Below are 16,489 nucleotides of genomic sequence, written 5' to 3'. Positions count from 1 at the left end.
TTCTCCCCTGTGTGGCGCGCGCCTTGGCGGCGTGGCGCAAGCAACGGGAACACAGTTTTGCCGAAAAATGTGACACGCGCAATCGCGAAGCCACGGGGCAACTCATAGCTATTTATTCAATAGCTACTTGCGCTTTCAAATAAAGCGCTAGATCCTGTTGAAGCCTGTCACCGCCCGCGCCGCCCGGCTGCCTTGCGCGACAGCGGGCTGGGGTGGGTGCGGCCTGCGCTCCCATCGGCTTGCAGTGCGACCAGCAGACGTGCCAGGCCCTGGTTGAGGGCTTGCTGTTCAGCAGGTCCGAGGGCGGCCAGAAGGCGGTGTTCGTTGGCCACGTGCTCGGTCACCACGCGGTCGATCAGCGCCAAGCCTTCAGGGCTCAAGGCCACCAATTGGCTGCGGGCGTCGGCAGGGTGGGCCTCGCGTTGCACCCAGCCAGCGGCTTCCAGGCGTTGCAGGCGGTGCGTCATGGTGCCCGAGCTGACCATCATGGACGAGAACAGCGCCGTGGGCGTCAGGGCATAGGGCGCGCCCGAGCGACGCAGGGTGGCCAGCACGTCAAATTCCCACCGGCCCAGGCCATGGGCGGCAAACACGGGCTCCAGGCCGCGCTGCAACAGCAACTCGCAGCGCTTGATGCGCCCGATCAGGCCCATGGGGCGGGTGTCCAGGTCAGGGCGCTCGCGCTGCCATTGGGCCAGGATGGCGTCGACCGCGTCCCCCTCCGCGGCGATGGGTTGTGGGTCGGGCGGTGGGGCTTTGGGCATGGGAAACGGGCACTTATCTCGAAATCAAGATGATAATGTCAGCCAATTATCTTGATTTCAAAACAACATGACGCCATCCCGTGTCCCCAACCATCGCCCTGAATCCGCCTGGCGCGATGTGCTGCTGACCGCGCTGGCACCGATGGTCTGGGGTTCCACCTACCTGGTGACCACGCAATGGCTGCCGCCCGACCGGCCCTGGACGGCGGCCTGCCTGCGGGCGCTGCCAGCCGGGTTGTTGCTGGTGCTGGCCACTCGGCACGGGCCGCAGCGGACACAGTGGCGGCGCTTGCTGATGCTGTCGGCATTGAACATCGGCGCCTTCCAAGCGTTGTTGTTCATGGCCGCGTATCGGCTGCCGGGCGGGCTGGCGGCGGTGCTGGGGGCGCTGGCTCCGCTGTTTGTGCTGGCGCTGGGTTGGGCGTGGGACGGCTTGCGGCCCCGCCCGGCCACGCTGGCCGCAGCGCTGCTGGGGGTGGTGGGCACGGCCTTGCTGCTGCTGTCGCCGCAGTCGCGTTGGGATGGCTGGGGCGTGCTGGCGGCGCTGGGGGGCATGGTCAGCATGTCCAGCGGCACCTATTTCACCCGCAAGTGGCAATTGGACATGCCGGTGCTGGCGTTGACGGGCTGGCAGTTGCTGCTGGGCGGGCTGATGTTGGTGCCCGCCGCACTGGCACTGGATGCGCCCTTGCCCGTGCTGCAACCCACACAGCTGGCGGCATATGGCTACCTGAGCCTGGTGGGGGCGCTGCTGTCGTACGCGCTGTGGTTCCGCGGGGTGGTGCGGCTGCCCTCGGTGGCGGTGGCGTCGCTGGGGCTGTTGAGCCCGCTGTGCGCGGTGCTGCTGGGCTGGGTGGTGCTGGGGCAGGCGTTTGGACCCACCGGTCTGCTGGGCATGGCCCTGGTACTGGGCAGCGTGCTGGCGGTGCAGCTCAGCAGTCGGCGGTAGTGCATCAATGTCCTGAATTGATCGATTCCCGTCCGTTGCCGAGCGGCGTCGGCAGAGCAAAAAGTGAAAAATCCACCCCATGTTCCACCCACCATGAGGTCTGAAAATGTCCGCCAGTGCCCTGATCGTGATCGACGTGCAAGAGTCTTTCCGCCACCGCCCCTATTCCACCGAGGCCGACATTCCCGCCTACCTGGCGGCCCAGAACGCCCTGATTGCGGGCTGCGTGGCCGCCGGGGTGCCGGTGGTGCGCGTGTTCCACACCGACGGCCCCGACGAACCCGGCAACCCCTTTGCCCCCGCCAGCGGCCTGGTGCGCCCGCTGGAAGGACTGACCAGCTTTGGCGCCGCCACCACCTTCACCAAACACCGCCACAGCGCCCTGGTGGGCACGGGGCTGGACGTGTGGCTGACGCAGCGCGGCATCGGGCGGCTGATCGTCAGCGGCATCCGCACCGAGCAGTGCTGCGAAACCACCACCCGCCACGCCTCCGACCTGGGCTGGACGGTGGACTACGTGACCAACGCCACCCTCACCTTCGACATGGTGCAGCCCGACGGCCAGGTGCTTTGCGCCGCCGACATCAAGACCCGCACCGCCACCGTGCTGGCCGGTCGCTTTGCCACGCTGTGCACGGTGGAACAGGCGCTGGCCCGCGCCCAGGACGCCGCATGAGCACGCCCGCCGCCCCCCGTTTCCAGGTGGTGCTGCTGGCCTTTGACCAGATGGAGGCACTGGACTTTGCCGGACCGTTCGAGGTGTTCACCACCGCGGCCCGGGTGGCGGCCCGCATGCAGGCCGAGGCGGGCCAACCCGCCCAGCCGCCGCTGTTCGGCGTGACCACCGTGGCCCGCAGCCTGAGCCCGGTGACCGCCCGAGCGGGCCTGCGGGTGCTGCCCGACCTGGACTTTGCCACCCACCTCGCCCAAGGCCCGCGCGTGGACCTGCTGGTGGTGCCCGGCGGCGTGGTGGACGCCGCCATGGCCTGCCCCCACACCCTGGACTGGGTGCGCCGCGTGCATGCGGCAGCGCCCTTCACCGCGTCGGTGTGCACGGGGGCCTTCATCCTGGCCGCCGCCGGGGTGCTGAAAGGCAAGGTCACCACCCACTGGGAAGACCAGGCCGAGCTGCGCCAGCGTTTTCCCGCGCTGGAGGTGGTGGGCGGCGTGCAGTGGGTGGACCAGGGCCGCGTCATCACCTCGGCCGGCATCAGCGCGGGCATGGGCATGAGCCTGCACCGCGTGGCCACGTTGGCCCAATCGGCCCAGTTGGTCGGACTGGACGGTTTGGCCCTGGCCCAGCGCACTGCCCGCCAAATGGAGTACGGTTGGCAGCCCCAACCGTGAACCAACCGAAACGCCCCGCTTGAACATGCCACCCTCGTCTGCCCCTGCCGTGTCTGCCGCCCCCTCGTCTGCACCGCCCGCATCGCCCGCATCACCCGCGTCCGCGGCGTCCATGTCCCTGCGCCAGTGGCTGATGGCCCTGGCGGTGGTGGGCATCTGGGGGTTGAACTTCGTGGTCATCAAAGTGGGGCTGAAGGGGGGCATTCCGCCGTTTTTGCTGGGGGCCTTGCGCTTCGGGCTGGTGCTGTTCCCGGCGGTGTTGTGGGTGCCGCGCCCGCGGGTGGACTGGCGCTGGCTGGTGGCCTATGGGCTCACCATCAGCCTGGGCCAGTTTGCCCTGCTGTTCTGGGCCATGGCGGTGGGCATGCCGGCGGGGCTGGCCTCGCTGGTGTTGCAGGTGCAGGTGGTGTTCACGCTGGGCTTGTCGCTGCTGATCTGGCCCGAACGCCTGCACGCCACCAACGTGCTGGGGCTGCTGACGGCGGGCCTGGGCCTGTGGTGGCTGGGCAGCCACAGCCTGGGGGCCAGTGGGGGCAGCCAGATGAGCCTGCCCGGCCTGCTGCTCACCCTGGGCGCGGCCTTCAGCTGGGCCTGCGGCAACGTCATCAGCAAACGCATGGCCACGCCCGACCTGCTGGGCGTGGTGGTGTGGAGCGCGGCGGTGCCGGTGCTGCCGTTCCTGGCGCTGTCGTGGGCGGTTGAAGGACCCGAGCGCATGGCCGCCGCCTGGGCCGGACTGGGCTGGGGCACCGTGGGGGCCGTGGCCTACCTGGCCTATGCCGCCACCGTGCTGGGCTACACGCTGTGGGGCACGCTGCTGTCGCGCCTGCCCACGTCCACGGTGGCCCCGCTGCCGCTGCTGGTGCCGGTGGTGGGCCTGAGCAGCGCCTGGCTGCTGCTGGGCGAGGACCTGTCGGCCATGCAACTGGCGGGTGCGGCCACCATCCTGGCCGGGTTGGCCGTGCACACCTTCGGTCGCCGGGTGCTGGCCCGCTGGAGGGGCGCGTGATCCACGTTCATTTTGTGCTGCTGCCCGGCAGCTTGGTGCTGGACTGGGCTGGCCCCGCCGAAGTGCTGCGCGTGGCCAACCGCTGCCTGCAAGCCCAGGGCCAGGCCGCGTTGTTTGACCTGCACTTTGTGGGGCCCGAGGCGCAAGCGGTGTCGTCGGTGGGGGCCCTGGTGTGCGGCCTGGAGCCACTGCCCGACCTGTCCGCCCCCCACGCGCCAGCCGACGTGCACTGGGTGGTGGTGGTGGGCCAGCCCGGCGACCGGGTGGACCTGTCCACCCCCGCCATGCGGGCTGCCCTGCACTGGCTGCGCGGCCTGAGGTTGCACACCGGGCGGGTGGAACTGCTGTGCGTGTGCGCGGGGGCCATCATCGCCGCCGAGGCCGGGCTGCTGACCGGGCGCCAGGCCACCACCCACCACCAGCACCTGGACGAATTGCGGCAGGTGGACCCACGCTGCCAAGTGCAAACCAACCGGGTGTTCGTGACCGACGGCCCGGTGTGCTGCAGCGCGGGCGTGACCACGGGCATCGACCTGTTCCTGCACCGCGTGGGCGGTGTGTGCGGGCCGGCGCTGGCCGCCGCCGTGGCCCAGACCCTGGTGGTGGCGCTGCGCCGGGGGCCGCAAGACCCCGAGTTGTCGCCCTTCCTGAACCACCGCCACCACCTGCAGCCCATGGTGCACCGGGTGCAGGACGCGGTGAGCCAGGCCCCGCGCACCGACTGGACCCTGCCCCGCCTGGCCGAGGTGGCCTGCACCTCACCGCGCCACCTCACACGCTTGTTCGTGGCCCACGCGGGCATTGCCCCGCAGCAGTACGTGCGGCAGATTCGGTTGGCGGTGGCGCAATCGGCCTTGCGCAGCGGTTTGAACGTGGGGCAGGCCGCCGACTTGGCAGGCTTCAGCTCCGACACGCAGTTGCGCCGGGCCTGGCATCAGGCCGGGTTGGCGGGCACGCCCTCGGCGGCCAGCGTCAGCCCGCCTGCTGGCTGAGCTCCACCAGGCGGTCTTTGACCACGTTCACGTCCAGCGCGTCGGGGGCCTGGCGAACGTAGGCACGCAAATCGTCAATGGCTTCGGCGGTGTGGCCCAGTTCGGCGCGCACCAGCCCGCGGTCGCGCAGTTCGTCGGCCACGTCGGGCAGCAACACCACCAAGCGCTCTTGCACGGCCAGCATGCGTGGCCAGTCTTCCGCCGTGCGGTGGATTTCCTTCAGGTTGCGCAGCATGCGGGCCACGATGTCGCGCCCCGGGCAGGGTTGCAGGTACAGGCCCAGCGGCACCTCGAAATCGCCCACCAGCCCTTGCGCCTGCTGAAAGGGCTCCAGGCGCTCCAGCAGGTCTTCGCGGCTGAGGGATTGGCCCGACAACGGGTCCACCACCACCTGCCCCTGGGGCAAGGCCACCTTCACCAGAAAGTGCCCCGGAAAACCCACCCCGTGGGCCTTGAGCTTGAGGCCCTGGGCCAGTTCCAACCACAACACGGCCAGGCTGACCGGGATGCCCCGGCGGGTGCGCAGCACCACGTTCAAATGGCTGTTGTCGGGGTCGTGAAAATGGTTGGCGTTGCCCGCAAAGCCCAGGTCGCGGAAGAAAAAACGGTTGAGCTGTTGCAGCCGTTGCAGGGCCGAGGCATCGGCACTCACGCGGCGGCGCAGGCGGGCCAGCAGTTGGTCCACCTCGCCCAGCACCTGTTGAACGTCCAGGTCAGGGTATTCGTCCTGGGCCAGGCTGGCGGCAGCCTCCAGCAGCGGAAACTGGTCGTCGTCCTGGGTCAGCGTGGCAAAGTAGCCCAGGGCGGTGGGCGGAGCAAACAAGAAAGACATGGCGGCACGTTACCCCATCTGCCGTCACACCGCACGGCGCAGCAAAGATCGCCACTGCAAGCCTGCGGCCACCAGCGCCCCCAGGTACACCACCGCCGCACCGGCCACCACCGCGGCCAGCAGCAGGGTGCGCTGCAACTTGGCCTGCCCCATGCCCAGCCAGTCGATCTGCTGGGCGCACACCATCAGGCCGATGGCCAGCAGCGCACTGCCCGCCACCACCTGCAAGATGAAGCGACCCCAACCCGGCTGGGGCTGGAACGAGCCGCGGCGGATCAACCCCACCAGCAGCCACCCGGCGTTGACCATGGCCCCCAGCCCGATGGACAGGGCCAACCCCGCATGCGCCAGCTGGGGCACAAACACCAGGTTCATGAGCTGGGTGAGCACCAGCACCACCACCGCAATGCGCACGGGGGTCTTGATGTCCTGGCGGGCGTAGTAGCCCGGGGCCAGCACCTTGATGGCCACCAGGCCCAACAGTCCCACGCCGTAACCGGCCAGGGCCGTGGCGGTCTGCTGCACGTCTTCGGGCTTGAAGGCGCCATGGTGGTACAGCACGGCCACCAGGGGCTGGGCAAACGTCAGCAAGGCCACGGCGCAGGGCACGGCCAGCACCACCACCAGGCGCAAGCCCCAGTCCAGCAGGTGGCTGTAGCGCTGCGTGTCGTCGGCGGAGCGTGCCGCCGACAACTGAGGCAGCAGCACCGAGCCCAGGGCCACGCCCAGCATGGCGGTGGGAAATTCCATCAGCAAATCGGCATACGACAGCCAGCTGACGCTGCCCGGCGCAAGGTGCGACGCAATTTGCGTGTTGATGAGCAGCGACACCTGCGCCACGCTCACCCCCAGCAGCGCGGGCAGCATGAGGCGGGTCACCCGCCGGGTGCCGGGGTGCTGCCATGCCGCCACCAACGCTGCCCAGCGCAGCGATGGCCGGGGCAACAAACCCAGGCGGAGCAGCACCGGAATCTGCACGCCCAACTGCAACACCCCACCCACCATGACGCCTGCGGCCATGGCGTAAATGGGCTCCACGCCCTGGGCCTTCAGCCAGGGCGCGCCCCACCAGGCGGCGGCGATCATGCTCAGGTTGAGCAGCACCGGTGTGGCGGCAGGCACGGCAAACCGCTTCCAGGTGTTGAGGATGCCGGCGGACAAGGCCACCAGCGACATGAAGCCGATGTAGGGAAACATCCAGCGCGTCATCAGCACCGCGGCGTCATAACCCTGCGGGTTTTGCTGCAGGCCGCTGGCCATGGCCCACACCAGCCAGGGCGAGCCCGCCACGCCCACCACACAGGTGGCCAGCAGCGCCCACACCAGCACGGTGGCAATCTGGTCGATCAGCAACTTGGTGGCCGCTTCGCCCTCTTTTTCCTTCATGCCCGCCAGCACGGGCACAAAAGCCTGGCTGAACGCGCCTTCGGCAAACAGGCGGCGCAGCATGTTGGGGATGCGGAAGGCGACGTTGAAGGCGTCGGTCATGGGACCGGCACCGAACATCGCCGCCATGAGCAGCTGGCGCACCAGCCCCGTGACGCGCGAGGCCAGGGTGAGCAGCGAGATGGTGGAGGCGGCTTTGAACAGGTTCACACGGCCAGTGTACGGGAGGTTACAATCGCGGGCTTTGCTGGCAACATCCCCAAACCCACAAGGACATTGAATCATGGCAACCAAGCCGAAGAAAAAGAACCCCCGCCTGGCCTCCGGTCGCAAACGCGCCCGCCAGGACGTCAAACTGAACGCCGCCAACACCTCGCTGCGTTCCAAGTACCGCACGTTCGTGAAGAACGTTGAAAAGGCCGTCGCTTCTGGCGACAAGGCCAAGGCCACCGAAGCCTTCGCCAAGATGCAATCCGTGGTGGACGCCGTTGCCGACAAGGGCATCTTCCACAAGAACAAGGCCGCTCGCGACAAGAGCCGCCTGAGCGCTCAGGTCAAAGCCCTGAACCTCGCAGCTGCCGCTGCCTAAACAGGCCACCCCGGCGCAGCAGCCTGCTGTCTGCGCCACTCAGCCCGGTGGGGGCTGGTGCAAGCCAACCCACACCGCCGTTTGAAACGGTGCGCTGCCAGCAAAAAAAGAGAAACCGCCTTGGCGCAAGCCCTGGCGGTTTTTTCTTGGGCGCTTCGCTTTTGAAGCGAGGCGCGTGGAGGCAAGGGTCGGAAGGGGGGAAGGGGGGATGGGGTCAGGCCTTGGGGGCGGTTTTGGCCGCTTCTTTGGGGGCGTCGGGCAGCAGACAACCCTCGGACACCTGAAGGTCGTTGTCGCGGGCGAAGTTCATGCAGAAGTCCCAGGCCATGGGCTCGAAATCGCGCAGGTCGCGGTGCACGATGACCACCTTGATGCCGTTGATCACCGTGGGCACACACCAGGGCGAATAGGAAATGTGGCTGCCCGGGTGCGAGCCCCCGGGACGGAATTGGCTCATCACGCCCGCCAGACGTTCGGCCCAATCGGAGGGACGGAAGGTGCGGCCACTTTTCGTGACCCCCTGAATGAACACCTGCTTGGAAGTGCTGGAGACCATGGGTGCGCGGGGCGTTGTCGGTGGGATTCGATGGAGACCGGCCGCAGGCAACCAGGATCACTGGTGCTGCATTGCAACAATTCTATCTTATATAAGACTTGGGCGGAAATGCAGGGTTGCCGCGGTGGGCCTCTGCCTGGGGTGACCCCGCGGGCGGGCTGTGGGTGGGGCTCCTTCGTAGGTGGCGAGGCGCACAGACCGCGGGGCGGGTGCGCGCCAGCGCACCTTCCACCTCTGACCCGTCGCGGTTGTCTGAACAGAGCTTTGCGCAGCAAAGCGGCGTGAGTTCCGCGACGCGCCCCGCGGTCGAGCACCGCAGCGCAGTCCGCGCAGCGGACCACCGGCGAGGAGCCCCACCCACAGCCCGCCCGCGGGGGTCGCCCCAGGCAGAGGCCCACCACGGCAGCGCCAAAATTTCAAGGAAAATCAGCCTCCAGCGCTTTCATGACAAGCGCAGACAGCTCTGATTTTTGAAGATTTTCACGCATGCCCCAAGCCAGCGCCTGCCAGCACTGTGGCGCTTGCTGTGCCCACTACCGGGTGCAGTTTGCGGTGTACGAACTGGATGAACTCGGTGGCACCGTGCCCAGCCACCTGACGGAGCCCGTGGGCGGTGTCACCTGCCGCATGAAGGGCACGGGCGAGGTGCCCATCCGCTGCGTGGCACTCACCGGCCAGGTGGGCCAGGCGGTGGGTTGCAACATCTACCTGCAACGGCCCCTGCCCTGCCGGGAGTTGACCGAAGGCACCGAGGGCTGCCGCAAGGCCCGCGCCCACCACGGGCTGCCACCGTTGTCCGCGTTGCTGCACGGCTGAGCCCGCGCCACCCCGAGGCCGTTCAGCGCCCGGTGCGGTGTTTGGGGGCGCAGCCGCCACCACAACCCGCGCAGCCGCCCCGTGCCGGACCACAGGCCCCGGAGCCCTCTGCCCCGGGGGCCGAGCCGCCCTGGTCCTCGCCCGCCTGGGGCAGGCTGGACAGCCGTCGCCAGGTGCGCCAGCTGCTGTACACGGCGGCCACGGCCACACACACGCCCACCACCACGGTTTGAACATCCATCGTCATGACAACACCCCACTGGCCACGCGGTAGGTCAACCACGCCATGCCATACGCCAAACCAAACAAATATGCCGTCAACCAGAACACCGGCCGCCAGCCGCCCGCCTCGCGCCGCACCGCCACCAGGGTGGAGATGCACTGGGGCGCGTACACATACCAGGCCAGCATGGCCAGGGCCATGGGCAGCGACCAGTCAGCCGCCAGCAGCGGCATGAGCTGATCGGCCACGTCCTCGCCCTGGGCCGACAGCGCGTACACCGTGCCCAGTGCGCCCACGGCCACCTCGCGCGCGGCCATGCCGGGCACCAGGGCCACCACGATCTGCCAGTTGAAGCCCAACGGTGCAAACAGCGGCTGCAGGGCCTGCCCCAGCTGCCCGGCCAGGCTGTACTGGATGGCCGGGCCGGTGGCCCCTTCGGGCGGGGCCGGGTAGGTGGACAGGAACCACAACACCACCATGATGGCCAGGATGATGGTGCCCACGCGCTGCACAAAAATCATGGCCCGTTCCCACAGGCCGCGCCACAGCGCCCGCAGGTTGGGCAGGCGGTAGGCGGGCAGCTCCATCAGCAGCGGGGTGGCGTGGGCATCGCCCCGCCACAGCTTGACCACCCCGGCCACCGCCATGGCCGACAGGATGCCGGCCACGTACAAGGCAAACATCACCAGGCCTTGCAGGTTGAACACGCCCAACACTGGGCGGCTGGGGATGAAGGCCCCGATCAGCAGCGCGTACACCGGCAAACGTGCCGAACAGGTCATCAGCGGGGCCACCACAATGGTCAGCCACCGGTCACGCCAGTGGGTGATGGTGCGCGTGGCCATGATGCCCGGCACCGCACACGCAAAACTGGACAGCAGCGGGATGAAGCTGCGGCCCGACAGGCCCACCGTGCCCATGACCCGGTCCAGCAAAAACGCGGCGCGGGGCAGGTAGCCGGAATCCTCCAACACCAGGATGAAGGCAAACAGAATGAGGATTTGCGGCAGGAACACCAGCACGCTGCCCACCCCGGCCACCACACCATCGATGAGCAGGCTGCGCAGCGGCCCTTCGGCCAGGTGGTCGCCCACCCAGCCGCCCAGGGCCTCCATGCCCGTCTTGATCAGGTCCATGGGGGCCGACGCCCAGCTGAACACGGCCTGGAACATCAGGAACAGCACCGCCGTCAGCAGCAGCATGCCCCACACCGGGTGCAGCACCACGCGGTCGATGGCGTCGTCGCGGGCCAGGGCCTGGGTGGGTTCACGCACTGCGGCGGCCACGATGCGGCGCACCTGCTGGTGGGTGGCCGTCACCTCTTCAGGTGTGGGGGCTTGCCAAGCACCGGCCACACCGGGCAACTCGGCCTGAGCAGGGGGCGGGGAGGCCCAGTCTTCCACCAGTGCCACCAGGTCGGACGCACCGTTGGGCTGGATGCTGACCACGGGCACCACCGGCATGTCCAACTCGGCGGACAGGCGGGGCAGGTCGATCTCCACGCCCTGCTCGCGGGCCACGTCCATCATGTTGAGCACCAACACCATGGGCAGGCCCAGTTGGCGGGCCTCCAGCACCAGGCGCAGGTTCAGGCGCAGGTGGGTGGCGTCGGCCACACACACCAGCAGGTCGGGCCGGGCCTCGCCGGGGCGGGCGCCGGTCACCACGTCGCGGGTCACGGCCTCGTCGTCGCTCAGGGGGTTGAGGCTGTAGGCACCGGGCAGGTCCAGCACACGCACGCGCCGCCCGCCGGGGGTGACCAGCAGGCCCTCCTTGCGCTCCACCGTCACACCGGCGTAGTTGGCCACCTTCTGGCGGCTGCCGGTCAGCAGGTTGAACAGCGCCGTCTTGCCGCAGTTGGGGTTGCCCAGCAGCGCCACGCGCAGGCTGGGGTGGCCAGGAGGTTGGTAGACGGTGGCGTTCATGCCGCCACCCCCACCTGAGCCACCTGGATCAACGCCGCCTCGTGTTTGCGCAGCGCAAAGGTGCTGCGCCCCACGCGCACCGCCAAGGGGTCGCCACCCAGCGAGCCCCGGGCCAGCGGGCGCACGGTTTCACCGGGCAGGAATCCGATTTCCATCAGCCGCAACAGCGTGTGGGCCTGCTCGGCATCGGCCGGGGTGGCCAGCGAAGCCACCTGGGCGTCAGTCTGCAACGGCCACTGATCCAGGCCACGGAACGAGGGGATGGGGTGGGTGGGAGTACTCATGATTGCGATAGATTCTCATTTACATGATACGCCACGTCCTTGACCAGGGTCAAACCTGCGGTGCGGCGCTATCCTTGCAGCCTGTCTTTTGCCCACTTCGGGCACCACCTCTTCCCAAGGGAGCTTTCACATGGAACGACGCGATCTGTTGGGCGCTTTTGCCGCCCTGGCTGCCACCGGGCTGACCGCCCACGCCCAGGCGGCGGACGAACACAGCCACCACCATCACCACGCCGCCGCGGCTCCCTATGCCGAGCTGCTGGCCGCCACCGCCGACTGCGTGGTCAAAGGTCAGGCCTGCCTGGCCCACTGCCTGGTGCTGCTGGGTCAGGGTGACAAGGCCATGGCCGCCTGCGCCCAGAACGTGAACCAAATGCTGGCCCTGTGCGGTGCCCTGCAAAACCTGGCCGCCCAGAACGCCAAACTCACCCCTGCCCTGGCCAAGGTGGCCCTGGACGCCTGCACCGCCTGCGAAGCCGAGTGCAAAAAGCACGAAAACCAGCACGCCGAATGCAAGGCCTGCCGCGAGTCGTGCACTGCCTGCATCAACGCCTGCAAGGCCGTGCTGGCCTGAGCCTGGGAGCACGCCCATGAGCACCCCGCCCCGCCCCTCCTTCCTGTCCGCCGCGCTGGCGGTGTGTGTGCTGTCGGTGGCCTGCACGGCGCAGGCCCAGGACGCCAAGGGTTGCAAAGATCCGGCCATGTTCCCCAAGCGCATCCCCAACTTCGTGATTGCCAGTTGCAAGACCGGCAACGACGCGCACGACTTCCGCTGGCCCGGTGGCCAGCACCAGGGCATGGGCGTCAAGACCGAGGTGGTCTACAAGGTGGCCAATCCGACGCAGGGCGCGTCACCCAAGTACATCGCGGGCAACTACGCCAACGCCATCGGGCAGATCGGCGGCACGCTGTTGCAAGACCCGGCCAAAAGCTCGCTGGGCGACCGCCTGACCGCCCGGGTCAACGTGGAAGGCAAGGACGTGTGGGTGCACCTCACCAGCGACTCGGCGGTGGTTGGGGGCAATTGGAGCAGCTACAAGCTGGTGGTGCTGCAGGAGGACGCGGCTGCCCAGGTCATTTCGGCGCAGAAGATGCTGGACGAACTCAGCAGCGCGGGCTTCATCACCCTCCACATCAACTTCGACACCGGCAAGTGGGACATCAAACCCGACTCCCGCGGGCTGGTCGCCGAGGTGAGCACCCTGCTCAAGAACAACCCCGGCCTCAAGGTGTCGATTGAAGGCCACACCGACAACGCGGGCACACCCGCGGCCAACAAAACCCTGTCGGAAAACCGCGCCAAGGCCGTTCTGGACGCCGTGGTGGCCAGCGGCATCGCTGCCGACCGCCTGCGCAGCGCCGGGTTCGGCCAGGAACGCCCCATTGCCGACAACCGCACCGAAGAAGGCCGCGCCAAAAACCGTCGCGTGGAACTGGTCAAACAATGAGTACCTCCCCTCCCCTGGCGCCCGGCGTGCTGCTGGACATTTCGCCCCCCGTCCACGCCACGTCGCCCGTGTTCCCGGGTGACACGGCCTACAGCCAGCAGTGGTCGGCCACGCTGGGGCCGGGCTGCCCGGTCAACGTGGCGGCCATCACCCTCTCGCCCCACGTGGGTGCGCATGCCGACGCTCCCCTGCATTACGACCCGCACGGCGCGGCCATTGGCGCGGTGAGCCTGGAGCCTTTCATCGGCCCCTGCCGCGTGGTGCATGCGCTGGGCTGCGGCCCGCTGGTGCGGCCCGAACACCTGGCCCACGCCATCCACGCCAGTGCCCCGCCGCCGCCCCGCGTGCTGGTGCGCGTGTATGCCCGCATGCCGCAGGACCGGTTCGACCCCGCCCTGCCCGCCTTTGCCGCCGAAACCGTGGACTGGCTGGCCAGCCTGGGCGTGCAACTGCTGGGCACCGACAGCGCCAGCGTGGACCCCGCCGACAGCAAGGACCTGCCCGCCCACCAGGCGCTGCGCCGCCACGGCCTGCGCGTGCTGGAAAACCTGGTGCTGGACCACGCCCCCGAGGGCGACTGCGAACTGATCGCCCTGCCCCTGAAGCTGATGACCGCCGACGCCAGCCCGGTGCGGGCGGTGCTGCGCGGGGTTTGAGGGGGCTGCGGCGTCAGCCCGCGGGGTGAAGGCCGCCCCCAGGGAACTACACTTTTGATAGCTGCTTGCGCTTGATAAAAAGCGCAAATCCGCTGCGCCGCAGAACATTCCCTGGGGCGCCAGCCCTATGTGACACATCCGACCACCTGCCGCCACGCGCCTCTGACGAAACTTGAATCCTGCTGCCTTCAGGAACACAGAGGAATTTGAACGATCCAGTCGGTGAAGAAATGAACCTGTTTCATTCACCTGAACACTCAATCCTGGGTCCGACCATCTGACCCGAACAATCAATGAAAATAAAGTTACCGAATTCATCTGAACAGCCGCACAGCACGACCAATCACAACGAAGAAATTGAGGTGCTGCGTGCTGTGGCTGTCTTGTTCGTGGTGGTGCATCACTATCCAGCGCTGCTGGGTGATTTTCAAATTCCATGGGGAATCAGCCTTGAGGGCCTTTGGTCAGGCGTTGACCTGTTTTTTTGCATTTCAGGATTTGTGATTGCCCGTGGCTTGATCCCTGATCTCATGCATGCCAGTGGCACAACATATTGGCGTGCCGTAGTGGCTTTTTGGATCAAGCGTTGGTACCGCATCATTCCAGCAGCATGGCTTTGGATCTTTTCACTGATCGCCTACAACGGCTTGAGCATACTGACAAAAAACTCAGATTTCATGTTTGACGCATTGGCCGCAATCCTGCATTACGCCAACATCAATTTCTACCTGTGCACCATCGGCGTCTCTCACCACTGCCAAAATCTGCATGTGTACTGGAGCCTTTCTCTGGAGGAGCAATTTTATTTATTGATTCCCTTGGTTATATTCATCACGAGAAGACACCTTGGAATCACGATGCTGATTCTGGCACTTGCACAGATGCTGATCACCCGGCACCACTGGTCTGGACTTTTATCATTCATCCGCACGGATGCCATTGCGCTGGGTGTGCTGCTGGCCGTCATTTCAAACCAAGCCCTGTACCAAAGAATTGAACCAAAGTGGTTGAATCACCGTGCAGGCCGCGCATTTGCAATGGCTTTGGTAACGGGGATTGCATGGATCCCCACCGCACAACCTGTTGAACGGTACATGGGTCTATTGGCATTCGCGTGTTTTTTGCTGGTCTGGCTGGCCTCATACAACCGTGGGTACGTCATGAAAACCTGCAAGGCAAGGCACTGGCTGACTGCTCTTGGCCAACGATCTTTCTCCATTTATCTGGCTCATATTGTTTCCTTCGCAACAGCAAAATCCATCGCAAACAGCAGCTGGTTTGCTCATTCAATTTTCAAAGAGCATTCCGTGGCATTGCTGATTGTGATGGGTTGCTTCGTGCTCGCCGTTTTTGTCGAATTGAGCTATCAACTGGTTGAAAAGCCCTGGCGAGCCCGCGGGCGCGTCGTCGCGCAACGGTTTGCACAAGGCAAAGAGGCCCTCACTTGCTGATCGGCCATGGCATCCGCAGCCCGCAATCGCCGCGTTGTATCGGCTGACCTGAGAAGCCACACCTTTTAAACCTGTGCGCCAGTGGCAACGCCTCTTCAAAACTACACTTTTGATAGCTGCTTGCGCTTGATAAAAAAGCGCCAGGTGCACTTTTTATTCTGAAATTTTGCCCTGCACGGTAGGCCGGGCGTGGCCCCGCTGCATCCGGCGGTGCATGCGGGCCCACACGCCCAAGCCCAACACCCCCAACAAGCCGCCCAGCACCAGCTTGCCGATGGCCGCCACGAGCACCGCGCCACTCACCAGCCCCACGGCAGCCAGCCCTTCCAGCAGCCACAGGCTGCCTTCCACCACCCGGCCAGCGCGGAACTTGAAGCGTGATTTGATGCCTGCAAACATCTGAATCCGAAACATGGGAGAGGGGTTGATTTTGCGCGGTGCGTGCAGAACGTCATGCCGAAAAAGGCGTGTTCTGCTTGAGTTTTTTTGCCGCCTGAAAAATATATCCAGACATGAATGCAAAAACAATGGCAGGACTAGGAGAGACAAACATTGCCACCCCCAACCATGCACTGCCAACATATCCAGAAAGACAAGCCAATCCAAGGGCATTGTGCCTTCTCTGAAACGCCACAACCCAAAGCACATACAGACAAAGAATACTCACAGGCCAGGCCACCCACAAATCTGCAGAGATCACGCGATATCCAGGAATGGGATTTGGGTGAACGCGCACATCCTGAACTGTTCCCCACACCGCAGAAAACAACCACGAAATGGCTGCAGCCCATGCCATCAGCTTTTCGCCTTTTGAGAACAGCGGGACTTCATTGAGCGATCCCTCCAAAAACAAATTGTCTGGTTTTTTATTCATGAAATCCCAACCAAAAAAATCAAAACCACAATCACCAGCAATACCAGCTGAACGCACTGAAAGCAATCAGAGAAAAAACACCCAATGACCAGAAGCCGGGAATTATGACCACGGCGTGTCTTGATGCCCATCCCCCATTTGGGGGAAGCGCCACGCCAACTTCCGGGTCTGGAAAGGTTTCAGGCCAGCGCCACACCCCCCCGCGTGCTCCCGCCAAAAGCACCCCGGAGAAACTACAAAAACAGTAGCTACTCGTGCTTTCAATTAAAGCGCCAGAGGCAATTTTCATCATCAAAATAACCCCACCCATCGGGCCTTCCAGATGCCGCAAACGGGTGCACACGCCCCTCACCCTGAAAGCACAAAACACCCCCACCCGGTGTCGCTA

General features: G+C 66.0%; 20 protein-coding genes. 11 read left to right on the top strand and 9 right to left on the bottom strand.

Annotated elements, in window-relative coordinates:
• Positions 1–167: 167 nt before the first annotated feature.
• Positions 168–764, bottom strand: a complete 597-nt coding sequence (locus ACYVB7_RS01300; protein WP_460504745.1) for a MarR family winged helix-turn-helix transcriptional regulator — start codon at positions 762–764, stop codon at positions 168–170.
• 67 nt (positions 765–831) lie between these two features.
• Here ACYVB7_RS01300 and ACYVB7_RS01295 point away from each other — a divergent pair, with 67 nt between their 5' ends.
• The 5 genes from ACYVB7_RS01295 to ACYVB7_RS01275 all read left to right on the top strand — a co-directional run bounded on the left by ACYVB7_RS01295 (position 832) and on the right by ACYVB7_RS01275 (position 5,061).
• On the top strand, positions 832–1,713 hold the full coding sequence (locus ACYVB7_RS01295) for an EamA/DMT transporter family protein (RefSeq protein ID WP_460504744.1): 882 nt from the start codon (positions 832–834) through the stop codon (positions 1,711–1,713).
• Between the two features lie 106 nt (positions 1,714–1,819).
• Positions 1,820–2,389, top strand: coding sequence for a cysteine hydrolase family protein (locus ACYVB7_RS01290; protein ID WP_460504743.1), 570 nt, complete (start codon positions 1,820–1,822; stop codon positions 2,387–2,389).
• Entirely contained in the window at positions 2,386–3,060 is a 675-nt protein-coding gene (locus ACYVB7_RS01285) for a DJ-1/PfpI family protein (protein ID WP_460504742.1), read from the top strand. Before ACYVB7_RS01290 ends, ACYVB7_RS01285 begins: the two co-directional genes overlap by 4 nt.
• Positions 3,061–3,172: 112 nt before the next feature.
• Entirely contained in the window at positions 3,173–4,069 is an 897-nt protein-coding gene (locus tag ACYVB7_RS01280; protein ID WP_460505109.1) for an EamA family transporter, read from the top strand.
• Positions 4,069–5,061: a GlxA family transcriptional regulator gene (locus ACYVB7_RS01275; RefSeq protein WP_460505108.1), complete on the top strand. Its 993-nt coding sequence runs from the start codon at positions 4,069–4,071 to the stop codon at positions 5,059–5,061. The genes ACYVB7_RS01280 and ACYVB7_RS01275 overlap by 1 nt, the downstream gene beginning before the upstream one ends.
• On the opposite strand, the gene ACYVB7_RS01270 is transcribed toward ACYVB7_RS01275, so the two are convergent.
• Both ACYVB7_RS01270 and murJ read right to left on the bottom strand, forming a co-directional pair.
• Entirely contained in the window at positions 5,042–5,893 is an 852-nt protein-coding gene (locus ACYVB7_RS01270; RefSeq protein WP_460504741.1) for a SirB1 family protein, read from the bottom strand. The two genes, ACYVB7_RS01275 and ACYVB7_RS01270, sit on opposite strands and share 20 nt — an antisense overlap.
• A gap of 24 nt (positions 5,894–5,917) precedes the next feature.
• Positions 5,918–7,489 carry a murein biosynthesis integral membrane protein MurJ gene (gene murJ / locus ACYVB7_RS01265; protein ID WP_460504740.1) on the bottom strand — a complete coding sequence of 524 codons (1,572 nt, stop codon included), beginning with the start codon at positions 7,487–7,489 and terminating at the stop codon, positions 5,918–5,920.
• Between the two features lie 73 nt (positions 7,490–7,562).
• On the opposite strand from murJ, the gene rpsT reads away from it, so the two are divergent.
• Positions 7,563–7,868 (top strand): 30S ribosomal protein S20, encoded by a 306-nt coding sequence (gene rpsT, locus ACYVB7_RS01260; RefSeq protein ID WP_460504739.1) that lies wholly within the window; start codon positions 7,563–7,565, stop codon positions 7,866–7,868.
• A 214-nt stretch (positions 7,869–8,082) separates the two neighbouring features.
• Here rpsT and ACYVB7_RS01255 read toward each other — a convergent pair whose 3' ends face one another.
• Positions 8,083–8,424 carry a DUF3579 domain-containing protein gene (locus ACYVB7_RS01255; protein ID WP_460504738.1) on the bottom strand — a complete coding sequence of 114 codons (342 nt, stop codon included), beginning with the start codon at positions 8,422–8,424 and terminating at the stop codon, positions 8,083–8,085.
• Between the two features lie 486 nt (positions 8,425–8,910).
• Between ACYVB7_RS01255 and ACYVB7_RS01250 the strand changes: the two genes are divergently transcribed.
• Positions 8,911–9,240 (top strand): YkgJ family cysteine cluster protein, encoded by a 330-nt coding sequence (locus tag ACYVB7_RS01250; RefSeq protein WP_460504737.1) that lies wholly within the window; start codon positions 8,911–8,913, stop codon positions 9,238–9,240.
• Between the two features lie 22 nt (positions 9,241–9,262).
• On the opposite strand, the gene ACYVB7_RS01245 is transcribed toward ACYVB7_RS01250, so the two are convergent.
• From ACYVB7_RS01245 to ACYVB7_RS01235, 3 genes are read right to left on the bottom strand one after another with little or no spacing between them, the layout of a single operon-like run.
• Positions 9,263–9,487 carry a hypothetical protein gene (locus ACYVB7_RS01245; RefSeq protein ID WP_460504736.1) on the bottom strand — a complete coding sequence of 75 codons (225 nt, stop codon included), beginning with the start codon at positions 9,485–9,487 and terminating at the stop codon, positions 9,263–9,265.
• Positions 9,484–11,388: a ferrous iron transporter B gene (gene feoB / locus ACYVB7_RS01240; protein ID WP_460504735.1), complete on the bottom strand. Its 1,905-nt coding sequence runs from the start codon at positions 11,386–11,388 to the stop codon at positions 9,484–9,486. The genes ACYVB7_RS01245 and feoB overlap by 4 nt, the downstream gene beginning before the upstream one ends.
• Positions 11,385–11,672, bottom strand: coding sequence for a FeoA family protein (locus ACYVB7_RS01235; protein WP_460504734.1), 288 nt, complete (start codon positions 11,670–11,672; stop codon positions 11,385–11,387). Before ACYVB7_RS01235 ends, feoB begins: the two co-directional genes overlap by 4 nt.
• A 130-nt stretch (positions 11,673–11,802) precedes the next feature.
• Between ACYVB7_RS01235 and ACYVB7_RS01230 the strand changes: the two genes are divergently transcribed.
• From ACYVB7_RS01230 to ACYVB7_RS01215, 4 genes are all read left to right on the top strand, one after another.
• Positions 11,803–12,246, top strand: coding sequence for a four-helix bundle copper-binding protein (locus tag ACYVB7_RS01230; protein WP_460504733.1), 444 nt, complete (start codon positions 11,803–11,805; stop codon positions 12,244–12,246).
• Between the two features lie 16 nt (positions 12,247–12,262).
• The gene (locus ACYVB7_RS01225) at positions 12,263–13,120 is read left to right on the top strand and encodes an OmpA family protein (RefSeq protein WP_460504732.1); all 858 of its coding nucleotides are present in this window, start codon (positions 12,263–12,265) and stop codon (positions 13,118–13,120) included.
• On the top strand, positions 13,117–13,776 hold the full coding sequence (gene kynB, locus ACYVB7_RS01220; protein ID WP_460504731.1) for a cyclase family protein: 660 nt from the start codon (positions 13,117–13,119) through the stop codon (positions 13,774–13,776). Before ACYVB7_RS01225 ends, kynB begins: the two co-directional genes overlap by 4 nt.
• Before the next feature lie 293 nt (positions 13,777–14,069).
• Positions 14,070–15,227 (top strand): acyltransferase family protein, encoded by a 1,158-nt coding sequence (locus tag ACYVB7_RS01215; protein ID WP_460504730.1) that lies wholly within the window; start codon positions 14,070–14,072, stop codon positions 15,225–15,227.
• Between the two features lie 153 nt (positions 15,228–15,380).
• On the opposite strand, the gene ACYVB7_RS01210 is transcribed toward ACYVB7_RS01215, so the two are convergent.
• On the bottom strand, positions 15,381–15,641 hold the full coding sequence (locus ACYVB7_RS01210) for a hypothetical protein (RefSeq protein ID WP_460504729.1): 261 nt from the start codon (positions 15,639–15,641) through the stop codon (positions 15,381–15,383).
• A 37-nt stretch (positions 15,642–15,678) separates the two neighbouring features.
• Complete coding sequence (locus ACYVB7_RS01205) at positions 15,679–16,158, bottom strand: hypothetical protein (protein ID WP_460504728.1); 480 nt, start codon at positions 16,156–16,158, stop codon at positions 15,679–15,681.
• Positions 16,159–16,489: the final 331 nt, after the last annotated feature.

The sequence above is a fragment of the Hydrogenophaga soli genome (assembly GCF_054777695.1).
This window is presented reverse-complemented; position numbering and strand designations above follow the sequence as displayed.

Excerpts from the sequence above, each read along its gene's own strand:
- ACYVB7_RS01300 (WP_460504745.1), bottom strand. The coding sequence starts at position 764 with ATGCCCAAAGCCCCACCGCCCGACCCACAACCCATCGCCGCGGAGGGG.
- ACYVB7_RS01295 (WP_460504744.1), top strand. The coding sequence starts at position 832 with ATGACGCCATCCCGTGTCCCCAACCATCGCCCTGAATCCGCCTGGCGC.
- ACYVB7_RS01290 (WP_460504743.1), top strand. The coding sequence starts at position 1,820 with ATGTCCGCCAGTGCCCTGATCGTGATCGACGTGCAAGAGTCTTTCCGC.
- ACYVB7_RS01285 (WP_460504742.1), top strand. The coding sequence starts at position 2,386 with ATGAGCACGCCCGCCGCCCCCCGTTTCCAGGTGGTGCTGCTGGCCTTT.
- ACYVB7_RS01280 (WP_460505109.1), top strand. The coding sequence starts at position 3,173 with ATGTCCCTGCGCCAGTGGCTGATGGCCCTGGCGGTGGTGGGCATCTGG.
- ACYVB7_RS01270 (WP_460504741.1), bottom strand. The coding sequence starts at position 5,893 with ATGTCTTTCTTGTTTGCTCCGCCCACCGCCCTGGGCTACTTTGCCACG.
- rpsT (WP_460504739.1), top strand. The coding sequence starts at position 7,563 with ATGGCAACCAAGCCGAAGAAAAAGAACCCCCGCCTGGCCTCCGGTCGC.
- ACYVB7_RS01255 (WP_460504738.1), bottom strand. The coding sequence starts at position 8,424 with ATGGTCTCCAGCACTTCCAAGCAGGTGTTCATTCAGGGGGTCACGAAA.
- ACYVB7_RS01250 (WP_460504737.1), top strand. The coding sequence starts at position 8,911 with ATGCCCCAAGCCAGCGCCTGCCAGCACTGTGGCGCTTGCTGTGCCCAC.
- ACYVB7_RS01245 (WP_460504736.1), bottom strand. The coding sequence starts at position 9,487 with ATGACGATGGATGTTCAAACCGTGGTGGTGGGCGTGTGTGTGGCCGTG.
- feoB (WP_460504735.1), bottom strand. The coding sequence starts at position 11,388 with ATGAACGCCACCGTCTACCAACCTCCTGGCCACCCCAGCCTGCGCGTG.
- ACYVB7_RS01235 (WP_460504734.1), bottom strand. The coding sequence starts at position 11,672 with ATGAGTACTCCCACCCACCCCATCCCCTCGTTCCGTGGCCTGGATCAG.
- ACYVB7_RS01230 (WP_460504733.1), top strand. The coding sequence starts at position 11,803 with ATGGAACGACGCGATCTGTTGGGCGCTTTTGCCGCCCTGGCTGCCACC.
- ACYVB7_RS01225 (WP_460504732.1), top strand. The coding sequence starts at position 12,263 with ATGAGCACCCCGCCCCGCCCCTCCTTCCTGTCCGCCGCGCTGGCGGTG.
- kynB (WP_460504731.1), top strand. The coding sequence starts at position 13,117 with ATGAGTACCTCCCCTCCCCTGGCGCCCGGCGTGCTGCTGGACATTTCG.
- ACYVB7_RS01215 (WP_460504730.1), top strand. The coding sequence starts at position 14,070 with ATGAAAATAAAGTTACCGAATTCATCTGAACAGCCGCACAGCACGACC.
- ACYVB7_RS01210 (WP_460504729.1), bottom strand. The coding sequence starts at position 15,641 with ATGTTTCGGATTCAGATGTTTGCAGGCATCAAATCACGCTTCAAGTTC.